Source organism: Cupriavidus sp. 30B13, assembly GCF_049059565.2.
In the GTDB taxonomy this organism is placed as follows: Bacteria; Pseudomonadota; Gammaproteobacteria; order Burkholderiales; family Burkholderiaceae; genus Cupriavidus.
In genome coordinates this window covers 1,678,072-1,703,164 of record NZ_CP188224.1, presented here as the reverse complement: position 1 = coordinate 1,703,164, position 25,093 = coordinate 1,678,072, and the positions used below count along the sequence as shown (strand labels likewise).

18 protein-coding genes and 1 riboswitch are annotated in these 25,093 nt (G+C 69.7%); of the genes, 4 read left to right on the top strand and 14 right to left on the bottom strand.

Translation table 11 applies throughout. From position 1 onward, the window contains the following. Positions 1-93: 93 nt before the first annotated feature. The 10 genes from mdoH to ACKI2N_RS26615 form a co-directional block, all read right to left on the bottom strand. Entirely contained in the window at positions 94-2,649 is a 2,556-nt protein-coding gene (gene mdoH / locus ACKI2N_RS26660; protein ID WP_420991823.1) for a glucans biosynthesis glucosyltransferase MdoH, read from the bottom strand. Further along, entirely contained in the window at positions 2,622-4,205 is a 1,584-nt protein-coding gene (locus ACKI2N_RS26655) for a glucan biosynthesis protein G (RefSeq protein ID WP_420991822.1), read from the bottom strand. The genes mdoH and ACKI2N_RS26655 overlap by 28 nt, the downstream gene beginning before the upstream one ends. A gap of 801 nt (positions 4,206-5,006) precedes the next feature. Then, entirely contained in the window at positions 5,007-5,198 is a 192-nt protein-coding gene (locus tag ACKI2N_RS26650; protein WP_420991821.1) for a hypothetical protein, read from the bottom strand. A 246-nt stretch (positions 5,199-5,444) separates the two neighbouring features. Then, positions 5,445-5,987 carry a surface-adhesin E family protein gene (locus ACKI2N_RS26645; RefSeq protein ID WP_420991820.1) on the bottom strand — a complete coding sequence of 181 codons (543 nt, stop codon included), beginning with the start codon at positions 5,985-5,987 and terminating at the stop codon, positions 5,445-5,447. A gap of 81 nt (positions 5,988-6,068) precedes the next feature. Beyond that, positions 6,069-6,746, bottom strand: a complete 678-nt coding sequence (ribB, locus tag ACKI2N_RS26640) for a 3,4-dihydroxy-2-butanone-4-phosphate synthase (RefSeq protein WP_420991819.1) — start codon at positions 6,744-6,746, stop codon at positions 6,069-6,071. Positions 6,747-6,867: 121 nt separating this feature from the next. Next, positions 6,868-7,018, bottom strand: a riboswitch (FMN riboswitch). A gap of 90 nt (positions 7,019-7,108) precedes the next feature. Then, positions 7,109-7,984, bottom strand: a complete 876-nt coding sequence (locus tag ACKI2N_RS26635) for a helix-turn-helix domain-containing protein (RefSeq protein WP_420991818.1) — start codon at positions 7,982-7,984, stop codon at positions 7,109-7,111. A 98-nt stretch (positions 7,985-8,082) separates the two neighbouring features. Next, positions 8,083-10,095 (bottom strand): sigma-54-dependent Fis family transcriptional regulator, encoded by a 2,013-nt coding sequence (locus ACKI2N_RS26630; protein ID WP_426990952.1) that lies wholly within the window; start codon positions 10,093-10,095, stop codon positions 8,083-8,085. Positions 10,096-10,501: 406 nt separating this feature from the next. After that, the gene (locus ACKI2N_RS26625; RefSeq protein ID WP_420991816.1) at positions 10,502-11,008 is read right to left on the bottom strand and encodes an acetone carboxylase subunit gamma; all 507 of its coding nucleotides are present in this window, start codon (positions 11,006-11,008) and stop codon (positions 10,502-10,504) included. 58 nt (positions 11,009-11,066) lie between these two features. Then, a complete protein-coding gene (locus ACKI2N_RS26620; protein ID WP_420991815.1) occupies positions 11,067-13,391 on the bottom strand; it encodes a hydantoinase B/oxoprolinase family protein in 2,325 nt (774 codons plus the stop codon). Between the two features lie 13 nt (positions 13,392-13,404). Next, positions 13,405-15,570 carry a hydantoinase/oxoprolinase family protein gene (locus ACKI2N_RS26615; protein WP_426990951.1) on the bottom strand — a complete coding sequence of 722 codons (2,166 nt, stop codon included), beginning with the start codon at positions 15,568-15,570 and terminating at the stop codon, positions 13,405-13,407. A gap of 399 nt (positions 15,571-15,969) precedes the next feature. Between ACKI2N_RS26615 and ACKI2N_RS26610 the strand changes: the two genes are divergently transcribed. The 3 genes from ACKI2N_RS26610 (at position 15,970) to ACKI2N_RS26600 (ending at position 19,124) form a co-directional block, all read left to right on the top strand. After that, positions 15,970-17,283: a hemolysin family protein gene (locus ACKI2N_RS26610; protein ID WP_420991813.1), complete on the top strand. Its 1,314-nt coding sequence runs from the start codon at positions 15,970-15,972 to the stop codon at positions 17,281-17,283. A 247-nt stretch (positions 17,284-17,530) separates the two neighbouring features. Continuing rightward, on the top strand, positions 17,531-18,868 hold the full coding sequence (locus ACKI2N_RS26605; protein ID WP_420991812.1) for an EAL domain-containing protein: 1,338 nt from the start codon (positions 17,531-17,533) through the stop codon (positions 18,866-18,868). Between the two features lie 124 nt (positions 18,869-18,992). Next, positions 18,993-19,124: an entericidin A/B family lipoprotein gene (locus ACKI2N_RS26600; RefSeq protein ID WP_006163387.1), complete on the top strand. Its 132-nt coding sequence runs from the start codon at positions 18,993-18,995 to the stop codon at positions 19,122-19,124. Positions 19,125-19,219: 95 nt separating this feature from the next. On the opposite strand, the gene ACKI2N_RS26595 is transcribed toward ACKI2N_RS26600, so the two are convergent. The 4 genes from ACKI2N_RS26595 to ACKI2N_RS26580 form a co-directional block, all read right to left on the bottom strand. Further along, complete coding sequence (locus ACKI2N_RS26595) at positions 19,220-20,920, bottom strand: phospholipase D-like domain-containing protein (RefSeq protein WP_420991811.1); 1,701 nt, start codon at positions 20,918-20,920, stop codon at positions 19,220-19,222. A 133-nt stretch (positions 20,921-21,053) separates the two neighbouring features. Continuing rightward, positions 21,054-21,695: a bifunctional 4-hydroxy-2-oxoglutarate aldolase/2-dehydro-3-deoxy-phosphogluconate aldolase gene (locus ACKI2N_RS26590; RefSeq protein ID WP_420991810.1), complete on the bottom strand. Its 642-nt coding sequence runs from the start codon at positions 21,693-21,695 to the stop codon at positions 21,054-21,056. Between the two features lie 93 nt (positions 21,696-21,788). Beyond that, positions 21,789-22,724 carry a sugar kinase gene (locus ACKI2N_RS26585; protein WP_420991808.1) on the bottom strand — a complete coding sequence of 312 codons (936 nt, stop codon included), beginning with the start codon at positions 22,722-22,724 and terminating at the stop codon, positions 21,789-21,791. Between the two features lie 45 nt (positions 22,725-22,769). Next, positions 22,770-24,038, bottom strand: a complete 1,269-nt coding sequence (locus ACKI2N_RS26580; RefSeq protein WP_420992066.1) for an amino acid deaminase — start codon at positions 24,036-24,038, stop codon at positions 22,770-22,772. 151 nt (positions 24,039-24,189) lie between these two features. Here ACKI2N_RS26580 and ACKI2N_RS26575 point away from each other — a divergent pair, with 151 nt between their 5' ends. Further along, complete coding sequence (locus ACKI2N_RS26575; protein ID WP_420991806.1) at positions 24,190-25,092, top strand: MurR/RpiR family transcriptional regulator; 903 nt, start codon at positions 24,190-24,192, stop codon at positions 25,090-25,092. The last annotated feature ends 1 nt before the right edge of the window (position 25,093 follow it).

The window sequence follows — 25,093 nt, the reverse complement described above, 5'->3', positions numbered from 1 at the left end:
CCCTCTCCTTCCCGTCCCTGCCCTGCAAAGAAAAACGCCGGCATCCCCGCGGGAATGCCGGCGTGCGCTTCGTGCGCGCCGCGCGCAGCGGCGTCAGGCCAGGCGCGGGCGCAGCGGCACCACGTTGGGCGCGCGCCGCGGCAGCAGGCGGGTCTCCTTCCAGCTCGCGTGCGCCAGCGGCGAGGCCCAGACCTGTTCATGCAGGCTGGCCAGCGCGAACGGGTCGCCCAGCAGCAGGTGCTTCTGCGCGGCGCTGAGATTGTCCGGGCCGGCGGTCAGGGCCTGCTGCACCAGCGCGGCATGCGCCAGCCGCGTGGCTTCGGGCTGGATCACGCGCGACGAGCCCGTGGCGCACATCAGCGCGTTGGTCACGGGATCCACCACCGCGTCGATGAACGCCGGCGGCTCGCCGGCGGCTTCCACGTGTTCCTGCATGGCCACCATCTCGCGCGGCGGGCGGGCTTCCTCGGGCGTGACGAACAACCGCGCGCGGCGCAGCGCGCGGCCGAACGACACGCGCGACAGGAACACCGACAGCGGGATCGACAGCACCAGCGAGCCGACGATCGGCAGCAGCCACCACACGAAGCTCGGGTCCAGCCACAGCACCAGCCCGCCCCACGCCAGGCCGAGCAAGGTATGCAGGCCGTGGCGGCGGAATGCTTCGCCCCAGGTGGTTTCGGCATCCTCGCGCGGCGGCGACTTCCAGGTAATGCCCCAGCCGCTGTAGGCCGCCAGCACGAACTTGGTGTGGAACAGCATGCGCACCGGCGCCAGCAAGGCCGACATCACCACCTCGATCAGCATCGACATGACCAGCCGCGCGGGCCCGCCATAGTTGCGCGCGTCCTTCATCAGCAGCACCACGCTGGCCACCTTGGGCAGGAACAGCAGCGTGGCCGTGGCCGAGAACAGCGCCAGCGCCTTCTCGGGGTGCCACTCGGGCCAGGTCGGGAAGAACTGGTAGGGCTGCGTGAAGTATTCGGGCGGCACCAGCGCATGCTTGGCCAGCATGACGGTCGACAGCACCAGGAACAGGAACCACAGCGGCGCCGACAGGTAGGCCATCACGCCGGTGAGGAACACCGCGCGGTGCACCGCGTGGAAGCCCTGCTTCATCCACAGCCGGAAGTTCATCAGGTTGCCCTGGCACCAGCGGCGGTCGCGCTTGACTTCGTCGAGCAGGTTGGGCGGCAGCTCCTCGTACGAGCCTTCGAGATCGTAGGCGATCCACACGCCCCAGCCGGCGCGGCGCATCAGCGCGGCCTCGACGAAATCGTGCGAGAGGATCTCGCCGGCCAGCGGGCCCTTGCCCGGCAGCGGCGCCAGCGCGCAATGCTCCATGAAGGGCTGGATGCGGATGATGGCGTTATGGCCCCAGTAGTGCGACTCGCCCAGTTGCCAGTAATGCAGGCCGGCGGTGAACAGCGGGCCGTACACGCGCGTGGAGAACTGCTGCACGCGCGCATACATGGTCTCGCGCCCCACCGCCAGCGGCGCGGTCTGGATGATGCCGGCGCCGGGGTTGCTCTCCATCAGCCTGACCAGCGTGGACAGGCATTCGCCGCTCATCACGCTGTCGGCGTCGAGCACCACCATGTAGCGGTAGGCGCTGCCCCAGCGGCGGCAGAAGTCCGCCACGTTGCCGGTCTTGCGCTTGACGCGGTGGCGGCGCCAGCGATAGAAGATGCGGCCGAAGCCGTTGACGGCGCGGCAGGTTTCCATCCACGCATCGGTCTCGGCGGCGCGCAGGTCGGGGTTGCCGCTGTCGGACAGCACGAAGAAATCGAAGCGCGCCAGCTCGCCGGTGCGCTCCATCGATTCATAGGTGGCGCGCAGGCCGGCGAACACGCGCGTGACGTCCTCGTTGCAGATCGGCATGATGACCGCGGTGCGCGCGTCCTCGGCGATGGGCCCGGCCTGGGCCGCGGTGCGCGAGATCAGGTGGCGGTCGCCGCCCCTGGCCAGCACCAGGAAGCCCATCATGGCGGTCCAGAACCCGGCCGACACCCACGAGAACAGGATGGCGAAGAGCGCCAGCACGGCGATCTCGAGCGGGTCGGTGCCGTGGTACGGCAGCACCTTCGTCATGAAGTAGGTGGCCAGCACGGTCTGCCCGGCCACCAGGCCCAGCAGCACCCAGCGGCGGTGCGTGCCGGCGGGATGCCACTTGCCTTCGGCGTCGGGGCCGTCATGCAGGGTGTCCCAGGTCTCGGGCACCGGCGGGCGGCCGAACAGGCGGCGGCCCAGGTTGCGCAGGAAACCGGTGACGATGTGGGGCGGCCACGCGCGCGGCACCATCGAGGCGCGCCGCGGGGCCGGGCCGGTATCGATGTGGACGGTGCCGTCCTCGCGCCGCTCGATCAGCGGCTCGCCCGCTGCCTGCGGGGCGCCGTAGGCGAGGTTGAGGCGGCGCCCGACCGAAGCGTAGGCCGCGCCGCCGGCGGCCGGCTGCACGCCGTCCTTGGCCGCCAGCCTGCGCTGCAGTTGCTGCATGGCCGGCTCGGCCTCGGCGCCGTCGCTGCCGGCGATGTGGTCAAGCAGCTCGCGGCGCTGGTCGGGAGAGACCGGCACGCGGTCGAGATAGCGCTCGCATGCCGCCGCCGGGGCGGCGCGCCGCTTTAGCCTGGGGGTAAGATGTAGCTCCACGTCTCGGATAGGGTTGTATTGCCATTGCGAAGATAGCCGCGCAGTTCAACCGGCTTGTTCTCGTCCTTGCGGCGCACGACCATGGTCATGCGCCAGCCGCCGGTTGCGTCGTTGCGCTGCGTCGAAGTGTTCAGCAGCTCCCCGTTGCTGTCGGCCGAGATCACCGGATCGATGCGGGTGTCGGCGGCCAGTTTCTTGAAGGCAGGGCCTTCGAAATCGACGACCAGGGAAAAGCTGGTGTCGTCCTGCTTGCGGCTCAGGCCCTGGCCCCGCCGCGTTTGCGTCACCCACGACAGCGGCGGCACTCTCTCGCCGTCCTTCTGCCACAGCAGGCGATACTCGTAATCGAAGGGCTGCCTGAGCTTGGGCGGGGTGTCCGGCACCCAGTAGGCCACGATGTTGTCGTTGGTCTCGTCGGGCGTGGGGATCTGCACCAGCTCCACCCGGCCCGAGCCCCAGTTGCCCTTGGGCTCCACCCACGCGCTCGGCCGGCGCTCGTACCATGCGCCGATCTCCTGGTAGCTGGCGAAGCTGCGGTCGCGCTGCATCAGGCCGAAGCCCTGCGGGTTGGTCGCGGAGAACGACGTCACCAGCAGCCGCTTGGGATTGACGAGCGGGCGCCACAGCCATTCGCCGGTGCCGAGCTGCACGGAGAGGCCGTCGGAATCATGCACCTTGGGCCGGTAGTCGGGCACCGCCGAGGGCTGGTTCTCGCCGAACAGGTACATGCTGGTCAGCGGCGCCAGGCCGAGCTTGGTGACGTTCTCGCGCAGGAACAGCCGCGACTTCACCTCCATCGCCGTCTCCGTGCCCGGGCGCAGCACGAAGCGGTAGGCCCCGCTCATGCGGCGCGAATCCATCAGCGCGTAGATGGTGATCTGCTTGTCCGCCGGCGACGGGCGCTCGATCCAGTATTCGACGAAGCGCGGAAACTCCTCGCCCGAGTTGAGCGCGGTGTCCACCGCCAGCCCGCGGGCCGACAGCCCGTACCACTGGTCCTTGCCAAGCGCACGGAAATAGCTCGCGCCCACGAACGACGCCACTTCGTCCTTGACCTTGGGCTGGTTCAGCGGGAACAGCACGCGGAAGCCCGCGAAGCCAAGCGTCTTGAGCTTGGCAGCATCCACCTTGTGCGGGCCGTAGTTGAACGCGGCCGGGTCGAAGCGGATCTCGCGCACGCTGCCGCTGACCACCTCGTTGATGCGCACCGGCTGGTCGAACACCATGCCCTCATGGAAGAAAGACAGCTCGAACGGCAGCTTGGCGTTGCGCCACTGGTGACGGTCGGGCTTGAACTCGATTTCGCGGTAACGCTCGTACGACAGCTCGCGCAGTTCGCGCGGCAGGTTCTGCACGGGCGCCTTGTAGGGATTGGCTGCCAGCTGGCGCGCGCGCGCCGCCACGGTCTCGAAGTCGAACGCATGCGCCGCCACCGCGCACACCGCCAGCACCCCGCCGCACAACCACCTGCCCACGCGCATGGCGCCCGCGCTGGCGCGCGCCGGCTGGCGGCGCGCTGGATTGACGGTGATCGGCAGGGTAACGGTATCGGACATGGATGCCAGCAGGCAGGGTTGAACACAAAGGCCGGGCCAGGCTCCGCTGCAAGAGGCGGACCATCGTGCGGCCAGGGCGGCAAGAAACGGGGAGCGCGGCAAGGCGCGGCAGCCTGGGCAAGCCGCCCGCGTGGCCCCGGATGAGCACGCGACGCATCATAACGATAATGTCTTGAAAAAGTAACAGGCTTGTTGCAATGCGCAATAGGACCTTAACAATTCGAGACCTAAAAGTCACGTTTCGATCACGCAATGTTTGCAACAAATTGAAACCCCGGTGGGCTGGAAGCCGCTTGCCGCATGGCTTCCAGCCCTGCGCATCACACTGGGTGCGCGGCGCGGCGAGCGTCAGGAGCGAAGTCCGTTCGTCGGCGTTTTGCCGGGAGCGGGGTGTGGCATGGAAAGGCGGACATGGCAGTCATCGCACGGGCATCGTGCGCGTCTCGGCTTATTGGAATAGGTATGGGCAGACTCCGAATCTGCAACGCTAGGATATGAATCGCGCTTCGTCAACGCGCGGGGCCGCGCCCCGAAACGGCGCATGGCGCACCCCGGGTCATCGTGCGGTGCACAGCGTTGCGGCCCGCGCTGCCCGACAGGCAAAAAAAAAGAGAGGCCGCAGCCTCTCGATCGGATCTCGCCCCGGTGCCGGTCCCCCCGGACGGCATGTTGCCACTGGCCACCGTTTCCCCGTCATCGCGGCAACGCGCCGGCAAGGCGCGGCATGCAGATGCGGGGCGGCGCGGCGAACTGTTGGCGCAGCGGGCGTGCCCGCTGCCTGTCGCCTTTCACTACCGGCGTTTATACGCCTTTGTTCATCATCTTGTCGGTATCGGGCGGTGCGTGGTTCTTTTTCTTTTTGGCAGTTTTCGCCTTTTTCTTGGACGCCGAACTCGCCGCTGGCTTGTCGCCCGATGCGGCTGGCGCGGAGGCCTGGGCATAAGCGCCGGCGCCGAACATCGCCAGCGACAACATCACGATCCACTTCTTCATATCCGCCTCCTGTGTGCTGCGAGCGTGCTGCGATAAAAGAAGCCTGCCTGGGGCCTGACGGCGTCCGGCTGCTGCGCTTCGTCATTACCAGCAACGACGCAGCAAGGGAAAGGGTTGACGCGCCGGACGGCCTTTCGCGCGGCCATCCGGCGTTGCCGCCGGGACCGCGCCGCAAGCATCACCCGGGGGCGCCCGATGCCGCAACGCGACGGCGCAACTCGCTGGCACAACTCGCTGGCATGACGCTCAATGGCACAGACGGTTGAACAGCTCGCCCGCCACGGTGCCGGCCGTGGCCTGCTGGGGCATGCCGGCCTGCGGCGCGCCGATGGTATAGAGCGACTCGCCGCGCGCATAGCGCTTCGAATACAGGGTCTGCTCGACCACGGCGTACATGGACGTGGCGCAGTTGAAGATCATGCGCTTGAGCGAGGAGCGGATCGGCTCGCCGCTGGTGGTGCGGATCACGCCGGCCGGCGCGTTGCGCATGACGGCCACGCCCACCTCGGCGCCGCGGCGGCGCACCGAGGTCTTGTCGAAATAGGAGATCGCGCCGTTGGCGCCCATCAGGGGCAGCCAGCGCTGGGGGTCGGGAGCGCCCGGATCGGGCGCCGCCACCAGGGTGCAGCCTTCGCGCGGCGTGGCGCGGAACACCGTGCCGCCGTCGGCGCCTTGGCATTGGAACAGCCCCGCGGCGGCGGCGGGACGGACCGCCTCGGCATGGGCGGCAAGGCACGAACAACCGCCGGCAAGCAGGACGACGGCGTGGAAAACGGCGCGCAAGGACATGGACGGACCCTCGTTCAGGCAGAAAACAGGCCGCATTGTCGCATACGGTCCCGCCGCCGCCCCGCGCGCCGCGGGGCGCGCTCAGCAGCCCTGCTGCTCGCGCCAGGCCACCAGGTCGGCGATGGTCAGCACCGGCAGGCGGTACATCTCGGCGAAGGCCAGCGCCTCCGGGCGGCGCGCCATGGTGCCGTCCGGGTTCATCAGCTCGCACAGCACCGCGGCCGGCGCCAGGCCGGCCAGGCGGGCCAGTTCGACCGAGCCTTCGGTATGGCCGCGGCGCGCCAGCACGCCGCCGTCCACCGCCACCAGCGGGAACACGTGGCCGGGGCTGACCACGGCGTCGAGGCCCGCATCCTCCGCGATGGCGGCGCGGATGGTGGTGATGCGGTCGGCCGCGCTCACGCCCGTGGTCACGCCTTCGCGCGCCTCGATCGAGACCGTGAAGGCGGTGCCGTACTGGCTGCGGTTGTTTTCGACCATCGGGCGCAGGCCCAGGCTGGCCACCTTCTCGCGCGTCAGGCACAGGCACACGATGCCGCTGCATTCGCGGATCATCATGGCCATGTTGGCCTGGGTCAGGCGCTCGGCGGCGAGGATCAGGTCGGCCTCGTTCTCGCGGTCGTCATCGTCGAGCAGCACCACGGGACGGCCTTCGCGCATGGCGTCGAGCGCCCGCGCGATGCGCTCGCCGAGCGGACGCGGGTCGGCCTCGGCCGCAAAGGTGACGACGGGTTGTTCCTGGGTGGGAAGTGACAACATGAATGAAACGCTCCTTGCATGGCGATAAGCGGGCGTTCCAGGGGATCAGCGGAAAAACACGGGCAAATCCAGCCGAGCAGGCGCAAGCTGGCGCGTGCCGGGTGTCCAGCCAGGTTGTACCGCCCATCTTCTTTCATCCGGACTATGACCGTCGGCCCTGGCCTCTCACCAGGTCTGCTGACCCCGCACGGGAATGCGGGCGCTCGCGGGCTCGCCACGCATTGTGGTGGCATACCGCCGGTGGGGACTTGCACCCCGCCCTGAAGACGTAACGATGCCGGCGCGCCGCCAGTTGGATGGCAGGCGCGCCGGCAGCGCAATGTTAGCACGGGTGCGCCAAGGCTTGCTTGGCGCGCTTCGGCCTACGGCGGCACGGCGGCGGCCTCGCCGGCCAGCGCCTCCAGCGCCAGGCGCGAGGCATCGTCCGCCGGGAAGAAGCACTCGATGCGCATTTCCTGCAGCGTGACGTCCTGCGGAATGCCGAGCGTGGTCAGCGTGGAGAACAGCCCGGCGCGGAAGCCGCCCGCGGCCACCTCGACCGGCAGCATCGGCGGCGGCGTGCCGCCCGCGGCCTCGTCGTCGGCCAGCGGCAGGCCGCCAGGGCCGAGCATGTCCGGGTGCCAGGCCGCGATGCGCTCGAAGATCTCGCGCGCGGCCTGGTCCTGCGCCTGCGTCTGCAGCTCCTGCCAGACGCGGCGCAGCAGGTAGCGCCCGACCTGGCGGGCGTTCCCGATCGCCGGCCACAGCCCGTGCGGGTCGAACACCGTCAGCATCAGGTTGATGCGCCCGCTGCCCGGCTCCAGCGTGGCCGGCGCGCGCCCGTCCAGCAGCACGCGGATCATGTTGCGGTAAGCCTGGTTGGCGTCGAGCATGTTCCAGAAGCGGTCCAGCACCACCGCCGGATAGGGCTCCTGCTTGCTCAGGATCAGCGCCACCGCCTGCTGCACCATCTGCAGCGCCGGCGCGGCAAGGCCGTGCTCGCTGTAGGCCGGGGCGAAGCCGCCGGCCAGCAGCAGCCGGTTGCGCTGGCGCAGCGGCACGCCGAGGCGGTCGGCCAGCGACAGCACCATCTCGCGGCTGGGCCGGGCGCGGCCCGATTCGAGGAAGCTGATATGCCGCTGCGACACCCCGGCGGCCAGCGACAGCGCAAGCTGGCTGTAGCCGCGCTTGCCGCGCCAGTAGCGCAGCAGGCCGGGGAAGTCGGTGGCGGTCTCGGAGCTGGGGGTCAGGGTGTCCATGACGGCATTACAGCACGGCGCGGGCCGTCCGGCGATTACCTTGCAGGTAATCAATCGTGGCGCGGGCAAACCCGCTTCCGCCCCCTGCCCGTCCCTGCCTACGCCACCCTGCCCCGCGTCTCGCTGAGCGCGGCGGCCAGCCCGTACTTGCGGATCTTCTGGTAGAGCGTGCTCTTGGCGATGCCCAGGTACGAAGCGGTCTTGGTCAGGTTGCCTCCGCTGTATGCCACCGCCTTGCGGATCGATTCCGCCTCGGCCATTTCCAGCGAGCAGACGGCATCGGGCGGCGCCCCTGCCGTGCCATCCACCATGCCGCCGAAGTCCCGCCGGCCGGCCGCGCCGATCTCGAGCGGCAGCTTGTCGACCGTGATCACCCCGCCGTCGGCCATCAGCAGCGAGCCTTCCAGCGCATTGCGCAGCTCCCGCACGTTGCCGGGCCAGTCGTAGGCGAGCAGGCAGGCGTAGGCCTGGTCGGCGAACGAAGCCGGCGGCAGGCCATAGCGCTCGCACAGGTGCGCCAGCCAGTGCGCGACCAGCGCCGGGATGTCGTCCTTGCGCTCGCGCAGCGGCGGGATGGCGATATTGGTCACGGCGATGCGGTAGAACAGGTCCATGCGGAACTTGCCCGCGGCCACGTCGTCGCGCAGGTTCCGGTGCGTGGCGGCAACCAGGCGGAAGCTGACCTTGCGCGGCGTGTTCTCGCCCAGCCGGTAGATCTCGCCCTCTTCCAGCACGCGCAGCAGGTGCGGCTGGATGTCGAGCGGCATCTCGCCGATCTCGTCGAGGAACAGCGTGCCCCGGTTGGCGGCCTCGATCTTGCCCGCCGCGCCCGACTTGCGCGCGCCGGTGAAGGCGCCTTCCGCATAGCCGAACAGCTCGCTGGCCAGCAGGTCGCGCGACAGCCCGCCGCAGTTCAGCGCCACGAACGGCCCGCCCGCGCAGGCGCTGGCCTGGTGGATGCCTTGCGCGAACAGTTCCTTGCCGACCCCGGTCTCGCCCAGCAGCAGCACCGGCACGCGGGACGGCGCGAGGTGCTGCGCCTTCTCCACGGCCGAGCGCAGGGCGGCGCCATGGCCGACGATGCGCGAGAAGGCCGGCGCCGGCGCCGCGAGCGCGGGCGGCGTGCCCGCGGCCGCGCGCCGCGGCATGGCCGGGATCACCAGCAGGAAGCCCAGCGTGTCGGCGCCGTCGCGGATCGCTTCCACGCGCGCCTGCCGCAGCCAGTCCGGCGCCGGCCGGACCGCCGCGCCGGCCTGGCGTATGCCAAGGCCGGGCACCGAGAACGTGCGGTCCAGCGCGGTGTCCACGCCCAGCCGCAGCAGCGCCGCGGGCGCCTGCGGATTGGCCTTGACCAGCTGGCCGCATTCGTCGAGGACCAGCACGCCGTCGCTGCGCAGCGCGCCGAAATGGCTGGCGCAGCGGTCCAGCAGCCGCAGGCGGCGCTCCATCGCCAGCTTGGCCAGCCGGCTTTCGATGCGCCCGGCCAGCGATACCGTCAGCGCCAGGCTGTGCCGGCTGTAGGTCTGCGCCAGGCCGGACACGTCGATCACGCCGAGCACGCCGCCGTCGAGCGGGTCGCGGATCACCGTGGCCGAACAGGTCCAGCGCTTGATGCCGGCGCAGAAGTGCTCGGCGCCGTGGATCTGCACCGGCTGCCGCAGGGCCAGCGCGGTGCCGATGGCATTGGTGCCGCAGTTCAGTTCGGTCCAGTCGCAGCCGGGCACCAGGCCGACCTCGCCGGCCGGCTCGACGATGCGCATGTCGCCTTCCTGCTGCAGGATCATGCCGTCGGGATCGGCCAGCAGCATGATGGTGCCGGTCTGCGAGAGGAATTCGTGCGTCTGCTGGATCAGCGGCAGGCTGGCGCTGACCAGCCGCGCGTTTTTCTCGCGCCGCGCCTGCAGGCCGTCCTGGCCCAGCGGCGGCGGCGCGGCGCCGGCGCCGGGATCGACGCGGCCCACCAGGCAGCGCCGCCACGAGTCGTCCACCACGCAGCGCAGTTCGCCGGCGTTCGCCTCGCCGCCGCCAATCAGGTGTTCCCAGGCGGACATGATGCTGGCGTCATGGTCGGGATGGGAAAACCAGTCCATCGGTGTGCTGGCTGGATGCATGCCGTGTCTCCTTGCGGGGTCCGCTCGGCGCGGATCACGAATGGCCGGTGTGCCGGCTCGCTCTTTTTCGCTCTTTTCGCTCTTTGGCGCTGCCCTGCGCGGGACTGGGCCCGCGTTCGTTGCGTTCGGTTCGTTGCGTTCGTACTTTACGCATGCTACTCCCGGCGCCGCCACCAGGGCCAGCCGGGACTTGCCCGTCCCTCGCCGGCAAATGCCAGCAAATTCCACGCCACCGCCCCGGCGCCGCGCCACGGCGCGCGCGCCGGACCGCCCGCGCCGGGCCGTCCGAAAACAAGACGGCCGTCCGGAAATCGAACGGCCGCCCGGCCACCGGCGCAAGCCGGCGGCCGGTGCGCATCCGCGGCCCGGATGCGCACGATGGATTACACCGGTGCCGGCGCGGGCCTCAGTCCACGCGCTCCGGCAGCGGCAGCTTCACCCAGTCGGTGTAGAACGCCTCGATATCCGGCTCGAAGTCATGGATCACCGGGTACCACGGCGTGGGCGCCTCGACGTCGTGCATGGTGCCGCACTTCGGGCAGTAGTACTCGCGGTAGACCTGCCACTGGGTGTCCGGTGCCATCAGGTGCGGATAGACCTCGGCCATGGCTTCGTCGGTATCGCGCACATAGATGCTGGCGTGCAGCTTCCAGTTCTCGCGGTAGTCGCAGAAGACATGGCCGCAGTCGCATTGCGTGACCCACTTGCGGGTCTTGGCCTGCTGCACGATGAACATGTGCGGGCTCAGCGGCAGCACGATGCGGTCGTCCCAGTCGAGCTTCTTCTGCAGGGCTTCGACGTACAGCTTGAAGCGCTCCGCGTCCTTGGGCATGGACAGCATGCGCAGCGTGGTATCCCAGTCGAGCTTGCCGTCGACGAGGTTCTTGACCTGTTCACTGGTATAGGTAGACATCCTGGTCTTCTCCTGAATCCATCCTGTGTGATCCGATATCCGATGTGCCGGCGCGGCGTTATTCCTCGACCAGCACCACGGTGTGGACGTCCGGCATCTTGGACAGGTCCATGCGGTACCGGGAGCCATAGGTGGGCACGTCGAGCTCGTCCTCGGTGAGGGTCCACGATTCGGGCAGGTCCCAGAACGCGCGGAACTGCCGCTCGAACTTCTCCGACAGGCCGAAGCTGGTGGCGAACATGTGCTGCACCTGGGTCGAGGCATGCTTGACCAGGATCCGTTCGCGCTCGCCCTTCATCCACTCCTGGGTCGGCTGCGAGCGCGCCAGGCGCTGGTTGCGGATCTCGACCCGCTGCAGCGCGGTCTGGCGGGCGTCGACCTTCCAGATGCCGTTGCCGTCCCGGGTCGCGACCGCGCCGTAGACCTTCTGGGCGTACTCGGGCAGCAGCAAGGCGTTGTTCAGGTCGCGCTCGATGGCTTCCACCTCGCGGTCGAGCGGATCGCCGAAGCCGGGGCCGCCGCGCAGGTAGTTCAGGTACAGGTCGTAGTTGTCGTAGCAGTCCTCGGTGGTCATGCACTGCTGGTCGCGCTTGACCACCGCGCCGGCGTTGAGGTGGTTCTCGTAGTCCGGCAGGTCCGGGTTGGTGTCGCCGCCCAGCGGCAGGCTGTCGCCGCCGGCGATGCGCTCCTTCAGGCCGGTCTTGTGCGCCTCGAAGCGGTAGCCGGTGGCGGCCGGATAGCCGCCCATCAGGCCCCAGTCGCTGTTCATGTAGCCGTTGCCCATGAAGAACATGGTCCAGTCCTGGGCCTTCCACACCATGCGCAGGGTCTCGAAGCCGCAGCCGCCGCGGTACTTGCCGTAGCCGCCGGAATTGGACTTGGCGTTGCGCCCCAGGTAGAGCAAGGGCTCGGCCATTTCCCAGATCTCGATGTCGCCCATGTCGCCTTCCGGGTTCCAGATCGCCGCGGCGTGGTTCAGGCCGTCCTTGATGGCGCAGGCGCCGGTGCCGCACGACGAGGCCTCGAAGCTGTTGACCGCGTGGATCTCGCCTTCCTGGTTGATGCCGCCGCCCTGCAGCCAGTTGGAGGTGTTGGCGTTGCCCGCGTTGACCTCTTCCAGGTAGCCGCGGCTGAAATAGGCCTGCGACAGCCCGCGCCACATCGCGCTCCAGCCGGACACCAGGAAGTGCCAGGCGTAGGCGTGGCCGGTGCGGCGGTCATCGGGGTTCATCCAGGTGCCCTTGGGCAGGTGGAATTCCGTGCCGAAGTAGGCGCCGTCGTTGATGCGCTGGGTCGGCACGAGGGTCTGGGTCATCATCACCCAGATGCCGCTGGTGAAGGCCACCTGGTGGGCGTTGTACGAATGCCAGCCCCAGCGGCTCGCGCCCTCGAAGTCCAGCCGCCACGAGCCGTCCTTGCGGATCTCCATCTCCACCGGCGAATGCATGATCGAATCGAGCTTGGCGAAGGCCGACGAGGTCTGCACGTCCGGGTGGTTGTAAGGCACGTCGACGAAGGCCACCTTGCGGTATTTGCCCGGCAGCGTCATGGCCTTGATGCGGGTCTGCAGGCCGCGCCGCCCTTCCTCGATCACCTCGTAGGCGAATTCCTCGTAGGCTTCCAGCCCTTCGTCCGCGATCACTTCCTCGATCAGGTCGCGGATCATGTGGCAGCCGGCGATGCGGGTGCGCTCGTCGAGGATCCAGTACTTGGGCGTGCGCACCGAGCGCTGGCTTTCATGCAGCCAGTCGCGCAGCGGCGTGTCGTTCACGCCGGTCTTGCGGCAGGTGATCATGTAGCCGTCGCCGAAGCGCTGCACCTGCCCGGTCGACATGGAACCGGGCGTGACCGCGCCGGTGTCGATCACGTGAGTCACGCCGCCCACCCAGCCCACCAGCTTGCCGTGCGCGAAGATCGGCACGATGGTGGCGATGTCGCACGGGTGCACGTTGCCGATCGAGCAGTCGTTGTTGGTGAACATGTCGCCGGGATGGATGCCGGGATTGGCCTCCCAGTTGTTCTCGATCATGTACTTGATCGCCGCGCCCATGGTGCCGACGTGGATGATGATGCCGGTCGAGGTCAGCACGCAGTCGCCGGCGGCGTTGTAGAGCGTGAAGCAGAGCTCGCCTTCCTGCTCGACGATGGGGCTGGCGGCGATCTTCTTGGCGGTCTCGCGCGCATGCACCAGGCCGCCGCGCAGCTTGGAGAAGAGTTTTTCGTAGCGGATCGGGTCGCACTCGCGGAAAGCCAGGCGCGCCAGGCCGTTGTAGTGGCCGGTCTGCGCGGTGCGCTCGAGTATCGCGTCGCGGAATTCCTTGAGCGTCTGGCCGGTCTTGAGCAGGTCGGCCAGGCCGACTTCCTTGCTGGACATCATGTTCATGGCGTGTCTCCTTTTATTTCGCTGCCTTGTTCGCTTCCTTCACTTCCTTGAGATGGAACAGGCGATGCTTGTCGAGCGTGGTGGCGAAGCCCGCGGGCACCACGAAGGTGGTGGCGTCCGACTCGATGATGGCCGGCCCCGTGATGGTGTTGCCGGGCTGCAGCGCTTCCATCTTCCACAGCACCGCCTCGTGCCATTGCTTCTGCCGGTAGAGCGGGCGCGTGCCGGTGCGGGCCGCGGCCGGCGGCGTGGGTCCGCCGTCGGGGTCTTCCGGCAGCACGGGCTTCTGCGTGAGCACCATGCCGCGCATGATCGCGCCCGTCACCGAGAAGCCCAGCTCGGGCGAGCGCGCCGAGCTGGCGTACACGCGGCCGTAGGTCTGCTCGAAGGCATCGACGATGCGGTCCCAGTCGGCGGCGCCGGCCGCGCTGGGGATCGGCGAGTCGATCTCCAGGTCGTTGAGCTGGCCCATGTACTGCATGCGGTAGCCGGGGCGCAGGATCACGTCCTCGGGCTTGAAGCCGTTGATGCGGAATTCCTCGATCACCTTGGCGGCCAGGTCGGACCAGGCCTTCTGGATGGTCTCGGCGGCCTGCGCCTTGTCCGCTTCGGCCGCGCCTTGCGGCAGCGCCAGGTCGACGCTCTTGTCGTAGCGGTACTCGAAGTCCGCGCAGGCGCAGCCGAACGCCGAGAAGCCGGCGGCCCAGGCCGGCACGATCACGTCCTTGAAGCCCAGCCCCTCGGTGTAGCCGTAGGTATGGACCGGCCCCGCGCCGCCGTAGGAAAAGCAGACGAACTCGGTCGGGTTGTAGCCCTTGGCGCTGACGTTGGAGCGCAGGTACTCGCGCAGTTGCAGGTCCAGCAGCTCGATCACGCCGGCGGCGGCGTCCTCCACCGACAGGCCCAGCGGGTCGGCGATCTGCGCCTTGATGTGCTGGCGCGCGCGCGCCACGTCGAGCTTGATGGCGCCGCCGAGGAAGTTGTCGGGATTGAGGTAGCCGAGCACCACGTGGCAGTCGGACACCGAGACCGTGTCCAGCCCGCTCTCGGGCCAGCAGGTGCCGACCCGGTAGCCCGCGCTGTCCGGCCCCAGCTTGATGGCGCCGCTGTACGGGTCGAGCCGCACGAAGCTGCCCGCCCCCGCGCCCACCGAGTCCATCGTCACCAGCGGCAGCGACAGCACCAGGCGCGCCATGTCCGGATCGGCGGCGATGGCGAAGTTGCCCTTGGTGATGAGCGCCATGTCGAACGAGGTGCCGCCGATGTCCGAGCAGGCGATATTGTCGTAGCCCAGCGTCTCGCCCAGCAGGCGCGAGCCGATCACGCCGCCGATCGGGCCGGAGACGATGGTGCGCGCCAGCTCCTTGGCCTTCCAGCTGATGGTGCCGCCATGGGTGGCCATCACGCGCAGGTCGAACCTGGCGCCGTGCTTGCGGAAACGGTCGCTGACCTTCTTGAGGGTCTGGCGCGACGGCTCGGCCGCGTAGGCTTCGAGCACCGTGGTGTTCATGCGGTGGCTTTCCTTGCGCTGCGGGTAGTAGTCCACCGAGGCGAAGACCGGGATGTCGGCGCCGAGCTTCTTGAGCTCGTCGCGCACGATGTCGCGCGCCTGCTGCTCGCTGGTGCCGTTCTTGTGCGACTGGAGGAAGCAGATCACGATGGCCCTGGAGCCGGCCGCCACCAGCTCGCGCGTGGCCTGGCGCGCCTCCTGCTCGCGCAGCGGGATGACGATCTCGCCCTGCACGTCGGTGCGCTCGGTCACGCCGCGCGTGCGCGACAGCGGCACCAGCGGCTCGTCGTAGCGGTGCGTGTTGAGGTGGATGCGCTCTTCCAGCGCATACCCCAGGTAGCTCTGGATCGCGCGGCCCATCGAGTGGACGTGCTCGAAGCCCTTGTTGACCATCAGGCCGACGTCCAGCCCCTTGCGCTGCACCACGCGGTTGAGCATCGCCGTGCCCGAATACACGCAGGTCAGCAGCTCGGGATAGACGTCGTCGACGCCGCGCTGCCAGTGCGCCAGCGCGTCCTCCGACGAATTGAAGATGGCCAGCGATTCGTCCTCGGGGTTGCTTTGCGCCTTGCCCACGACGAAACGGCCATCGGAGCGCACAAAGAAGGTGTCGGTCATCGTGCCGCCGGCATCGATGCCCATCACCTGGACTTGCGATTGCACTTCCATATCCATGTCTCCTTGCAGTGATTGCGTTCACGGCGGCTGCCGGGCAGCGCCGTTGCCAGGCTCGCCGCGCGGCGCGGGGCCCGGCTTCTCTTCGCAACCGCTGTGCCAGAACGTGGAAGGCGGAAAATTATCTTTTACATCAACGGGTTGGCGCAGAACCGGCGAGTCGCTGCCGGGGCGCTTGCGTAGCGGACGTCGCGATTTCGAACGGCGCCACCGTCCGGTTTTCGCGCTGTGGCGGCGCGGCGGCGCGGCGGCCGGGGCGCGCAGAGCGCCGCGGGCGCGGCGCGCGAGGCCGGCCGCGCGGCCCGCGCGCGCGCGCCGGCATCGGTCCGGACACATAGCAATGTTATGCTTTGGGCCTCGATAAACGCCTGCGCGCACAGGGCGCGCACCCTGATGGAAATTGCCATATTACTGGCGCTGATTTTGCTCAACGGCCTGTTCGCCATGTCGGAGATCGCCCTGGTGACGGCTCGCAAGGCCCGGCTGCAAAGACGGATAGAGGAAGGCGACCGCGGCGCCATCGAGGCGATCAAGCTGGGCGAAGATCCCACCCGCTTTCTCTCCACCGTCCAGATCGGCATCACCTCGATCGGCGTGCTCAACGGCGTGGTCGGCGAATCCACGCTGGCGCAGCCGCTCGGGGTCTGGCTGCAGGGCTTTGGCATACAGGCATCCACCGCGGGCTACGTGGCAACCGCCATCGTGGTGGCCGGCCTGACCTACTTTTCCATCGTGCTGGGCGAACTGGTGCCCAAGCGGCTCGGCCAGATGGCGCCCGAGAGCATCGCGCGCCTGGTGTCGCGCCCCATCTCGTTCCTGGCGGTGGCTTCCACGCCGTTCGTCAAGCTGCTGTCCAGCTCGACGCGCCTGGTGCTGCGCCTGCTCGGCGTGAAAAGCGGCCGCGGCCCGGCCGTGACCGAGGAAGAAATCCATGCCTTGCTGGTGGAAGGCTCGGAAGCCGGCGTCATCGAGCAGAACGAGCACACCATGGTACGCAACGTGTTCCGCCTCGACGACCGCCAGCTCACCTCGCTGATGGTGCCGCGCGGCGACGTGGTGTGCCTGGACGTCGAGGTGCCGCTGGAAGAAAACCTGCGCCGCATCGAGGAATCCGACCACTCGCGCTTCCCGGTGGTGCGCGGCGGCATGCACGACATGCTGGGCGTGGTCAGCGCCCGCCAGCTGCTGGCGCGCCGCCTGCGCGGCGAGCCCACCGACCTGACCGCCGTGCTGCAGACGCCGGTGTTCGTGCCGGAGAGCGTGACCGGCATGGAGCTGCTGGAGAACTTCCGCGCCTCGGGCGGCCAGATGGCCTTCGTCATCGACGAGTACGGCGAAGTGCTGGGCCTGGTGACGCTGCAGGACCTGGTCGAAGCCATCACCGGCGAATTCAAGCCCGACAGCGCCGGCGAGGAATGGGCGGTGCAGCGCGAAGACGGCTCCTGGCTGCTCGACGGCCTGATCCCGATTCCCGAACTGAAGGACCGCCTCGGCCTGCGCCACGTGCCGGAAGAGGACAAGGAGCGCTACCACACGCTGTCGGGCATGCTGCTGCTGTTGCTGGGCCGGCTGCCGCAGACCGGCGACACCGTGCGCTGGGGCGACTGGAAGTACGAGATCGTCGACATGGACGGCAAGCGCATCGACAAGGTGCTGGCCTCGGTGGTGCCGCCCGAGGACGGCGCCGACGCGGAAACCACCGGCTGACATCGCGCCGCGCCCGCATGCGGCGGCTACCCCGCCGCATGCCAGCCGCGCTTGTTTGCGCGCGCGCCGCGCACCACGGTGGGGCGAGCCGCCTGCGGAACTTGACCTCCGTCAAGGCTTTGCATCTCCGCATTATCCCTGTGCCCGCCACGCTTCGGACCGTGGCCGGTCTGCCGTATGATCCTGGCTATGCCGCGCCGCGCCAGGCCGCCGCGCGGCGCAGCAGCGTAATCCACAGGGACCCTCAATGCATCCAGACGCAGGCGGCGTCGGCAGGCCGGAGGCGGCCCCGTTCGAAACCGGCGATTTCGCCGCCCTGCTGGCGGCACGCCGCCAGCAGTCGGGCGCCGCGCCGCGCTTCGCGGTACTGGCCATCCACCTGGACCGCTTCACCCACGCCAGCGAGACGCTCGGCCCCGGACCGGCCCGCGGCATGCGCGCGCAGGCCGCCGCCCGCGTCGCGGCGCAGGCCCGCACGGCCGACCTTGCCTGGTTCGGCAGCGCCGACCTCGGCGCCGTCGTCGCGCTGCCGCCGGCAGCCGACGCGCGGGACGCCGCGCTGCGCGTGGCGCGCGGCGTGGCCGGCGCGCTCGCCCGGCCGTTGCAGCAGGACGGCTTCGAACTGTTCCTGTCCTGCAGCATCGGCGTCGCGCTGGACGATCCCGGCAAACCCGCCGAGCGCACCCTGCACGAGGCCTGCGATGCCATGCTGCGCGTGCGCAAGCGCGGCGGCGACGGCATTGCCGGCGCCGCGGGCGAGGCACCCGCGCCGCTTTCCTCTCCGGTCCTGGCAGCATTGCCGCACGCCCTGGCGCGCGGCCAGCTGGCGCTGAACCTGCAGCCGCGGGCCATGCTGGCCAGCGGCGACGTGGCCGGCTACACGGTCAGGCTGCGCTGGCAGAGCCCCGAGTTCGGGCGCGTCGCGCCGCACGACTTCCTGCCCGCGCTGGAGGCGCTGGGCCTGATCGGCGAGGTGGCGGGCTGGATGATGGAGACCGCGCTGCCGCTGCTGGCCAGCCCCGGCATCGCCGAGCCCTTCGACCTGAGCTTCCTGGTTTCCAGCACGCAGCTTCACGGCACGCCGCTGATCGACACGCTGCTGCGCACGCTGGACAGCCAGCGGCTCGACCCCGCCCGGGTCTGCCTGGAGATCCCCGCGGCGGCCGTGCCCGACGGCGATGCCGTGGCCGCCGGCAAGCTCGCCACCCTGCGCGGCGCCGGCGTGCGCATCGCCCTGAGCGACTTTGCCGGCGAGCCGGGCGGCCACGCCCTGCGCGCCACCCTGGAACGCCTGCGGCCGGACCTGGCGACGTTCAGCGCGCGCTGCCTCGGCGGCGCCGGCGGGCCGGGGCGCCAAGACGCCGCCGTGGCGCACATGCTGGCCGCCTGCGAGCTGGCGGGGCAGCTCGGCGTGCCGGTGTGCGCCAAGGGCATCGAGACGCGCGCGCAGCTGGCCGAGGTGCGCCGCTGGGGCTGCGGCAGCGTGCAGGGCTACCTGCTGGCCCAGCCGTTTCCCGCGCACTGGCTGGCGCAGACGCATGCGGCCATCTGCGCGCGCGTGCGCGAGCTGCTGGCACAGGCATAGGCATAGGCGGCGCGGCCGATGGCGCCACCGTGAAAAAGTTACAAAATGCCGTGCCGGGTACCCCGATGAAGTGCGCCAACAACGGTAAAATTGCGGCGATCAAATCGACCGAAAGGAGTCTGGCGTGAAAAAAGGATGGATCTTCTGCGTTCTGTTTGCCACCCTGCTGGCTGGCTGCAATACGATGGCCGGCCTCGGCCAGGACATTCAGAAGGGTGGCCAGAAGCTCGAAGGCGCGGCCGACCGCAGCAAGTAAGCCCCCCGCGCGGGCGCCCGCATGGACGCCTGGCGGCAAGAGGCCGGCGCCGCGCGCCGGCCTCTTGCATTGGCGCCCGCCGCTGCGCCGATGCCCTAGAGCAGTTCCTCCGGCGTGAACGGGGCCAGCACGTCGATCCACAAGCGCTTGGACCACGTGGTATCCGGCTCGGTATCGAGCACCGCCGCCTTCTCTCCCTTGCCATCCACCCACTGCACCGCGCCCGTGTCGGACAAGCGCAGCAGGTAGCTGTTGTCGTCGATGGCGCCGGCAAACAATTGCGCCACCTGCTGCGCCAGGCGCGGGCTGTGGATGATGAGCCCGGTCTCGGTGTTCTGGCTGGCCGAGCGCGGATCGAAGTTCATCGAGCCGACGAACAGGTTGGCGCGGTCCGCCACGGCGGCCTTCACGTGCAGGCTGGCCTGCGACGACGAGAAATCGCCGATCGCCTTCTGCGGGCGGCCTGGACGCGACTTCAGCTCGTGCAGCTCCACGCCGGCGCGCAGCAGCGCGGGCCGGTAGCGGCGGTAGCCCACGTGCACGATCGGCGCATCGGTGGCGGCCAGTGAGTTGGTCAGCACCCTCACCTTGACGCCCTGCCTGACCAGGCTGGCCATCCAGGCCACGCCGGCGTCGCCGGGCACGAAGTAAGGCGAGATCAGGATGATCTCCTGGTGCGCGTCGCTCAGCATGCGGCCCAGTTCCTCCACCATGGTGTCGGTGGCGGGCGCCTTGTCGGGCGAGGCCTTGTCCGGCGTATCCACCATCACGCTCGCGGCGGCCCATTCCAGCGGCAGCTTGCCGCCGCCGGCAAGCTGCCGGCCCAGGAAGCTGGCGCGCGCGTCGATGCGGCTCAGCGGCGTCATGTCCTGGGTGGCGCTGCGCCTGAGTTCGCCCTCCTCGCCGCCCAGGCCCTGCCCGGGCTTGCCCGCGGCGAAGGCCCCGGCAGCAGCGCCACCGCCCGCCGCCGCGCCGCTCGCCGGCGCCGTCGACGCGGCCAGTTCCTCGTCGGTGGCCAGCGCTTCCACCGAGACCGCCAGCGGACTGTTCCAGTAACGGTCGAACGCGGTCGACAGCCGCAGCACGGCGGGCCCGGCGGCGATCACGTCGAGATCGACGAAGTTCGTGTCGGGCGCGCGCAGGAAGTAAGCATTGCCGATATTGCGCCCCCCCGTCATGGCCAGCGCGTTGTCGGCGATGAAGACCTTGTTGTGCATGCGCCGGTTGATGCGGCGGATGTCCGCCGCCGACGACAGCATTCGCGTCAGCTTGGAGAAGCGTCCCGCCGGGAACGGATTGAACATCCGCACCTCGATATTGTGGTGGCCCGCGAAGCGCAGGAAGGCACGGTCCTCGCCATCGCTGTGCAGGTCGTCCACCAGCACCCGCACGCGCACACCGCGCTCGGCGGCGGCGCGCACGTGGCGCAGGATCTCGCGCGAGGATTCGTCGGCTTCGATGATGTAGTACTGCAGGTCCAGCGTGCGCGTGGCGCGGTCGGCCAGCGTGATGAGCGTGCCGTAGGCTTCCTCGCCGGAGGTAATCACGTGGAAGCCGGACAGCGCCGGGTCCGGCGAGCTTTGCGCCACCAGCCGGCCCAGGGCCGTGCTGGCGGGATCGGCCAGCGCCGCGCTCGGCTGGCGCGGCGCTTCCTGCGGCAGGCTGGCGCAGCCCTGGGCGAACAGGACCAGCACGCAGACCAGCGCGCGCGCGAGCCACGCGGCAGCGCCGCGGCCTCGCGCCGTTGCCGGACTTGCAGCCGTCCCCGCCGCCGTCACTGCCAATCGCTTCAGCATGCCGCCTCCAGCAGTCGGGATATCCGAAGCTTAGGACCTCGCGCGGCGCGCGGCTATCCGCCTTTGTCTGACTTTCCAGACAAAGGCGGCGGGCGCGCGCAAAGGGGGACGAAGGGCTCGCCCGGCGGGCCGCTCAGGACGGCTTGCGCAGCGCGGCCGCCTCGCGCGCCAGCGTGCGCACGCGCTCCCAGTCGCCCTTGGCCACGGCATCCTTGGGCACCACCCACGAGCCGCCCACGCACACCACGTTGGGCAGGGCCAGGTAGGACGGCGCGCGCGCCGCGTCGATGCCGCCGGTGGGGCAGAAGCGCAACTGGGCCAGCGGGCCGTACAGCGACCTGAGCATCGGGATGCCGCCGGCGGCTTCGGCCGGGAAGAACTTGAGGAACTGGAAGCCCGCTTCCAGCGCGGCCATCGCCTCGCTGGCGGTAGCCACGCCCGGCAGCAGCGCCACGCCGGCGCCCTGCGCGGCCACGGCCAGCGCCGGCGTCAGCCCGGGCGACACGGCGAACTTGACGCCCGCCTCGCCCACGGCCTGCAGCTGGGCCGGCGTGAGCACCGTGCCGGCGCCGACCACGGCGTCCGGGAAGGCCGCCGCCACCGCCTTGATGGCTTCCAGCGCCACCGGCGTGCGCAGCGTGATTTCCAGCACCGGCAGGCCGCCGGCGATCAGGGCTTCGCTGACGTGCAGCGCTTCGTCGACCGAGGAGAATTCCAGCACCGGGATCACCGGCACGCCGGCGAAGCGTTCGATCAGGGAGGATTGAGTTTGCATGACGGATATTCGGTCAGGTAAGTCGGACAAGCCGACAGGGCACGAAAAAACAGCGGAGCGGCCGCGCGGGGCGCGGACGCCCCCGCGCGGCGTTCAGGCAATCACGGAAACCGACTGCGCCAGCCTGGCCAGCACGGTGTCGGTGGTGGGGATCGGCGCCACCGCGCCGTAGCCCGTGGTGGACAGCGCCGCGGCCACGTTGGCGTAGCGCGCGGCCTCGAACGGATCGTCGCCGGCCGCCAGGCGCGCCACGAAGCTGCCCCCGAAGCAGTCGCCCGCGCCGGTGGCATCGAGCGGGCGCACCGGGTACGGCGCCACCAGCGAGCGCGCCTCGGGCGTGGCCACGTAGGCGCCCTCCTCGCCCAGCTTGAGCGCCACCAGCCCGATGCCGCAGCCGAGCAAGTGGTCGACGATGGCGTCGCGGTCGTCGAGCCCGGTCAGCACGGTGATGTCGTCCCAGCTTGGCAGGCACACATCGGTGAGCGAGAAGGCCTCGCGCATGATGCCGCGCGCGCGGGCCAGCGTCCACAGGCGCAGCCGCAGGTTGGTGTCCAGCGTCACCTTCACGCCGGCCTTGCGCGCGTGCTCCATCGCGGCCAGGGCCGCGTCGCAGGCGCTGGTGCTGATGGCCAGGCTGATGCCGGACACATGCAGGTAGCGCGCCTCGGCAATGGCGTGGTGCGGCACCTGTTCGTGGCAGTAGCGGCTGGCGGCCGAGCCGCTGCGCAGGTAGTCGAAGCGGTGGCCGTGCGCGTCGTGGCTGACGAAGTACACGCCGGTCGGCGCGCCGGCGTCGATGCGCACGTGGCGGGTGTCGACGCGCTCCTGCGTCCACAGCGCCAGCAGGCGCTCGCCGAAGCTGTCGTCGCCCACCGCGCTGATATAGCCGGCGCGCGCGCCCTGGCGCGCCGCGGCGATGCAGAAATTGGACGTATCGCCGCCGAAGCCCTGCAGGTAGCGGGCGGGGTCATCGGGCTGCTGGTTGAATTCCACCAGCGCTTCGCCGAAAGCAAGAATGTCGATGCTCATGATGCAGGCGTCCTTCAGGGTGTTCCGTGGTTCCGTTCGCGCCGTTCAGAAGAAGGTCTGGACGATGTCGGTCACGCGCAGGCTGGCGTCCAGTACCGGGATATGGCGCCACTTGTCGAAGGTCAGGCACGGATGCGAGATGTCGAAGGCGATCATGTCGCCCACCTGGATGTCGTCGCCCGCGCGGATCTGCAGGTAAGCGTGCTGGTCCATCATGCCGGTCACCTCCCAGTGCGCCGGCACCGCCACCGGCTCGGCCGCGCCGGGCCGGTACAGCCGCGCCGGGACCGGCATGCCGGCGTCGAAGGCCGCGTCGCGCTTGCCCATGCCGACGATGGCGCGGTCCGGCTCGGGAACCGACTGCACATAGGCCCACAGTTGCAAGGCCGGCAGCAGGCCCTCGCGCATCTTCTGCGCGACCGGGTTGCTGGCCAGGATGCGCTGCTGCGCGGCGCGGTAGATGCCCACGTCGTGGGTGAGATAGCAGCCGGGCCGCAGCACGATCTCGATCGGCGCGCCGATCTCGGTGCGCGCGAACTCTTCGGCCACCACGTCGTACCAGGCCGAGCCCGCGCCCGACAGGATCACCGGGCTGCGGCCGAAGCGGCCGGCCGCGGCCAGCTCGCGCGTGACCGCCACGGTGCGTTGCAGGAAGGCGCGGATGTCGGCCTCCTCCTTCAGTACGCCCTCATAGATTTCCACGCCGGCCAGCGACAGCGCGCCGGGCCAGCGGGCCAGCGCGGCGAGCACCGCGTCCTGCTGCCGGGCGTCGCGCACGCCGGTGCGGCCGCCGGCCACGCCAAGCTCCAGCAGGACCTGCAGTTGCTGGCCGCGGCCGCTGAAATACGCGCCAAGCTGGTCTACCAGTTCGGGCGAATCCACCAGCGAGAAGAACTCGAAGCCGGGATCGCGCAGCAGGTCCGCCACGATTTCCATATTGCGGCGGCCCACCAGCTGGTTGGCCATCAGCACGCGGCGCACGCCGTGCGCATGGGCGGCGGCGGTCTGGTGGGCGGTGGCCAGCGTGATGCCCCAGGCGCCGGCCTCGAGCTGGCGCGCGAACAGCTTGGGCGCCATGGTGGTCTTGCCGTGCGGCGCGAGCTGCACACCGTATTCGAGCATGAAGCGGCGCATCCAGGCCAGGTTATGGGCCAGGCGCTCTTCATACAGTACCGCCGCCGGCAGGCTGAGATCCTCGGCCAGCAATTGCCAGCCGACCTGGCCGGCCGCGCCGGGCGCCAGCGGCGCCTCCAGCTTGCCGAGCGCCTTGTTGAGCGGATCGATCGTGCCGGCCTGGTACTTTATTTCATGCATCTCTGTCATCACTGTGCAAAATTCCGATTGACGTAATGATAGCCTTGAAATTACGATATTTCACCCTTGTTATAAAGTAACATCCCGGGTTTGCCGGCTGCCACCGGCCACCGGGCCACGCCCTTACGCTTCGCACCACGCTGCGCCGTCCATGTCCGCGTCCTTCGACATCCTCTCCCGCATCGCCGAGCGCGGCCCCACGCTGCGCCTGGCCGAGCAGAAGGTCGCCCAGGTGATCCTGGAGGATCTGGCCGGCGCGGCCGCCACCAGCATCAACGAACTGGCGCGCAAGGCGGCCGTGAGCGAAGCCAGCGTGACGCGCTTTGCCAAGGCCATCGGCTGCCGCGACGTGCGCGACCTGAAGCTGCGCCTGGCGCAGGCCACCGCGGTGGGGCAGCGTTTCCTGCAGGCGCAGGGCGCGCGCGCCGCGGAGCCGGCGCCGGCCACGCTGGCGGACAGCATTCACGCGGATATCCTGGACTCACTCGAGGTCAACCGCAAGCTGATCGACCCCGCTCACATCGAGCGCGCCGCGCGCCTGTTGCTCGACGCGCGCATGGTCTACGCTTTCGGCATGGGTGGCGGCTCGTCCTTCATGGCCGACGAGGCGCGCTACCGCCTGGCCCGCCTGGGCCGTCCCGTGGCCAGCTACCAGGATGCGCTGCTGCAGAAGATGGTGGCCGCCACCCTGCACAAGGACGACGTCGTGCTCGCCTTCTCCGCCACCGGCAGCGTGCCCGAGATGCTGGCCAGTTGCGACATCGCGCGCGAATACGGCGCGCGCCTGGTGGCGGTGACCGCGCTGGGCTCGCCGCTGGCCGCGCGCGCCGACGTGCTGCTGCCGGTGCGCACGCTCGAAACCGATTTCATCTTCAAGCCCTCGGCCTCGCGCTACGCCATGCTGCTGGTGATGGACGTGCTGTCCACCCAGCTCGCGCTGCTGCAGCAGGAGCACAGCCAGGACCGGCTGCGCCGGCTCAAGTTCGTGCTCGACGCGCACCGCGGCAACGCGGGCCCCGGCGCCGCGGACAGCCGTCAGCCGCTCGGAGACTGAC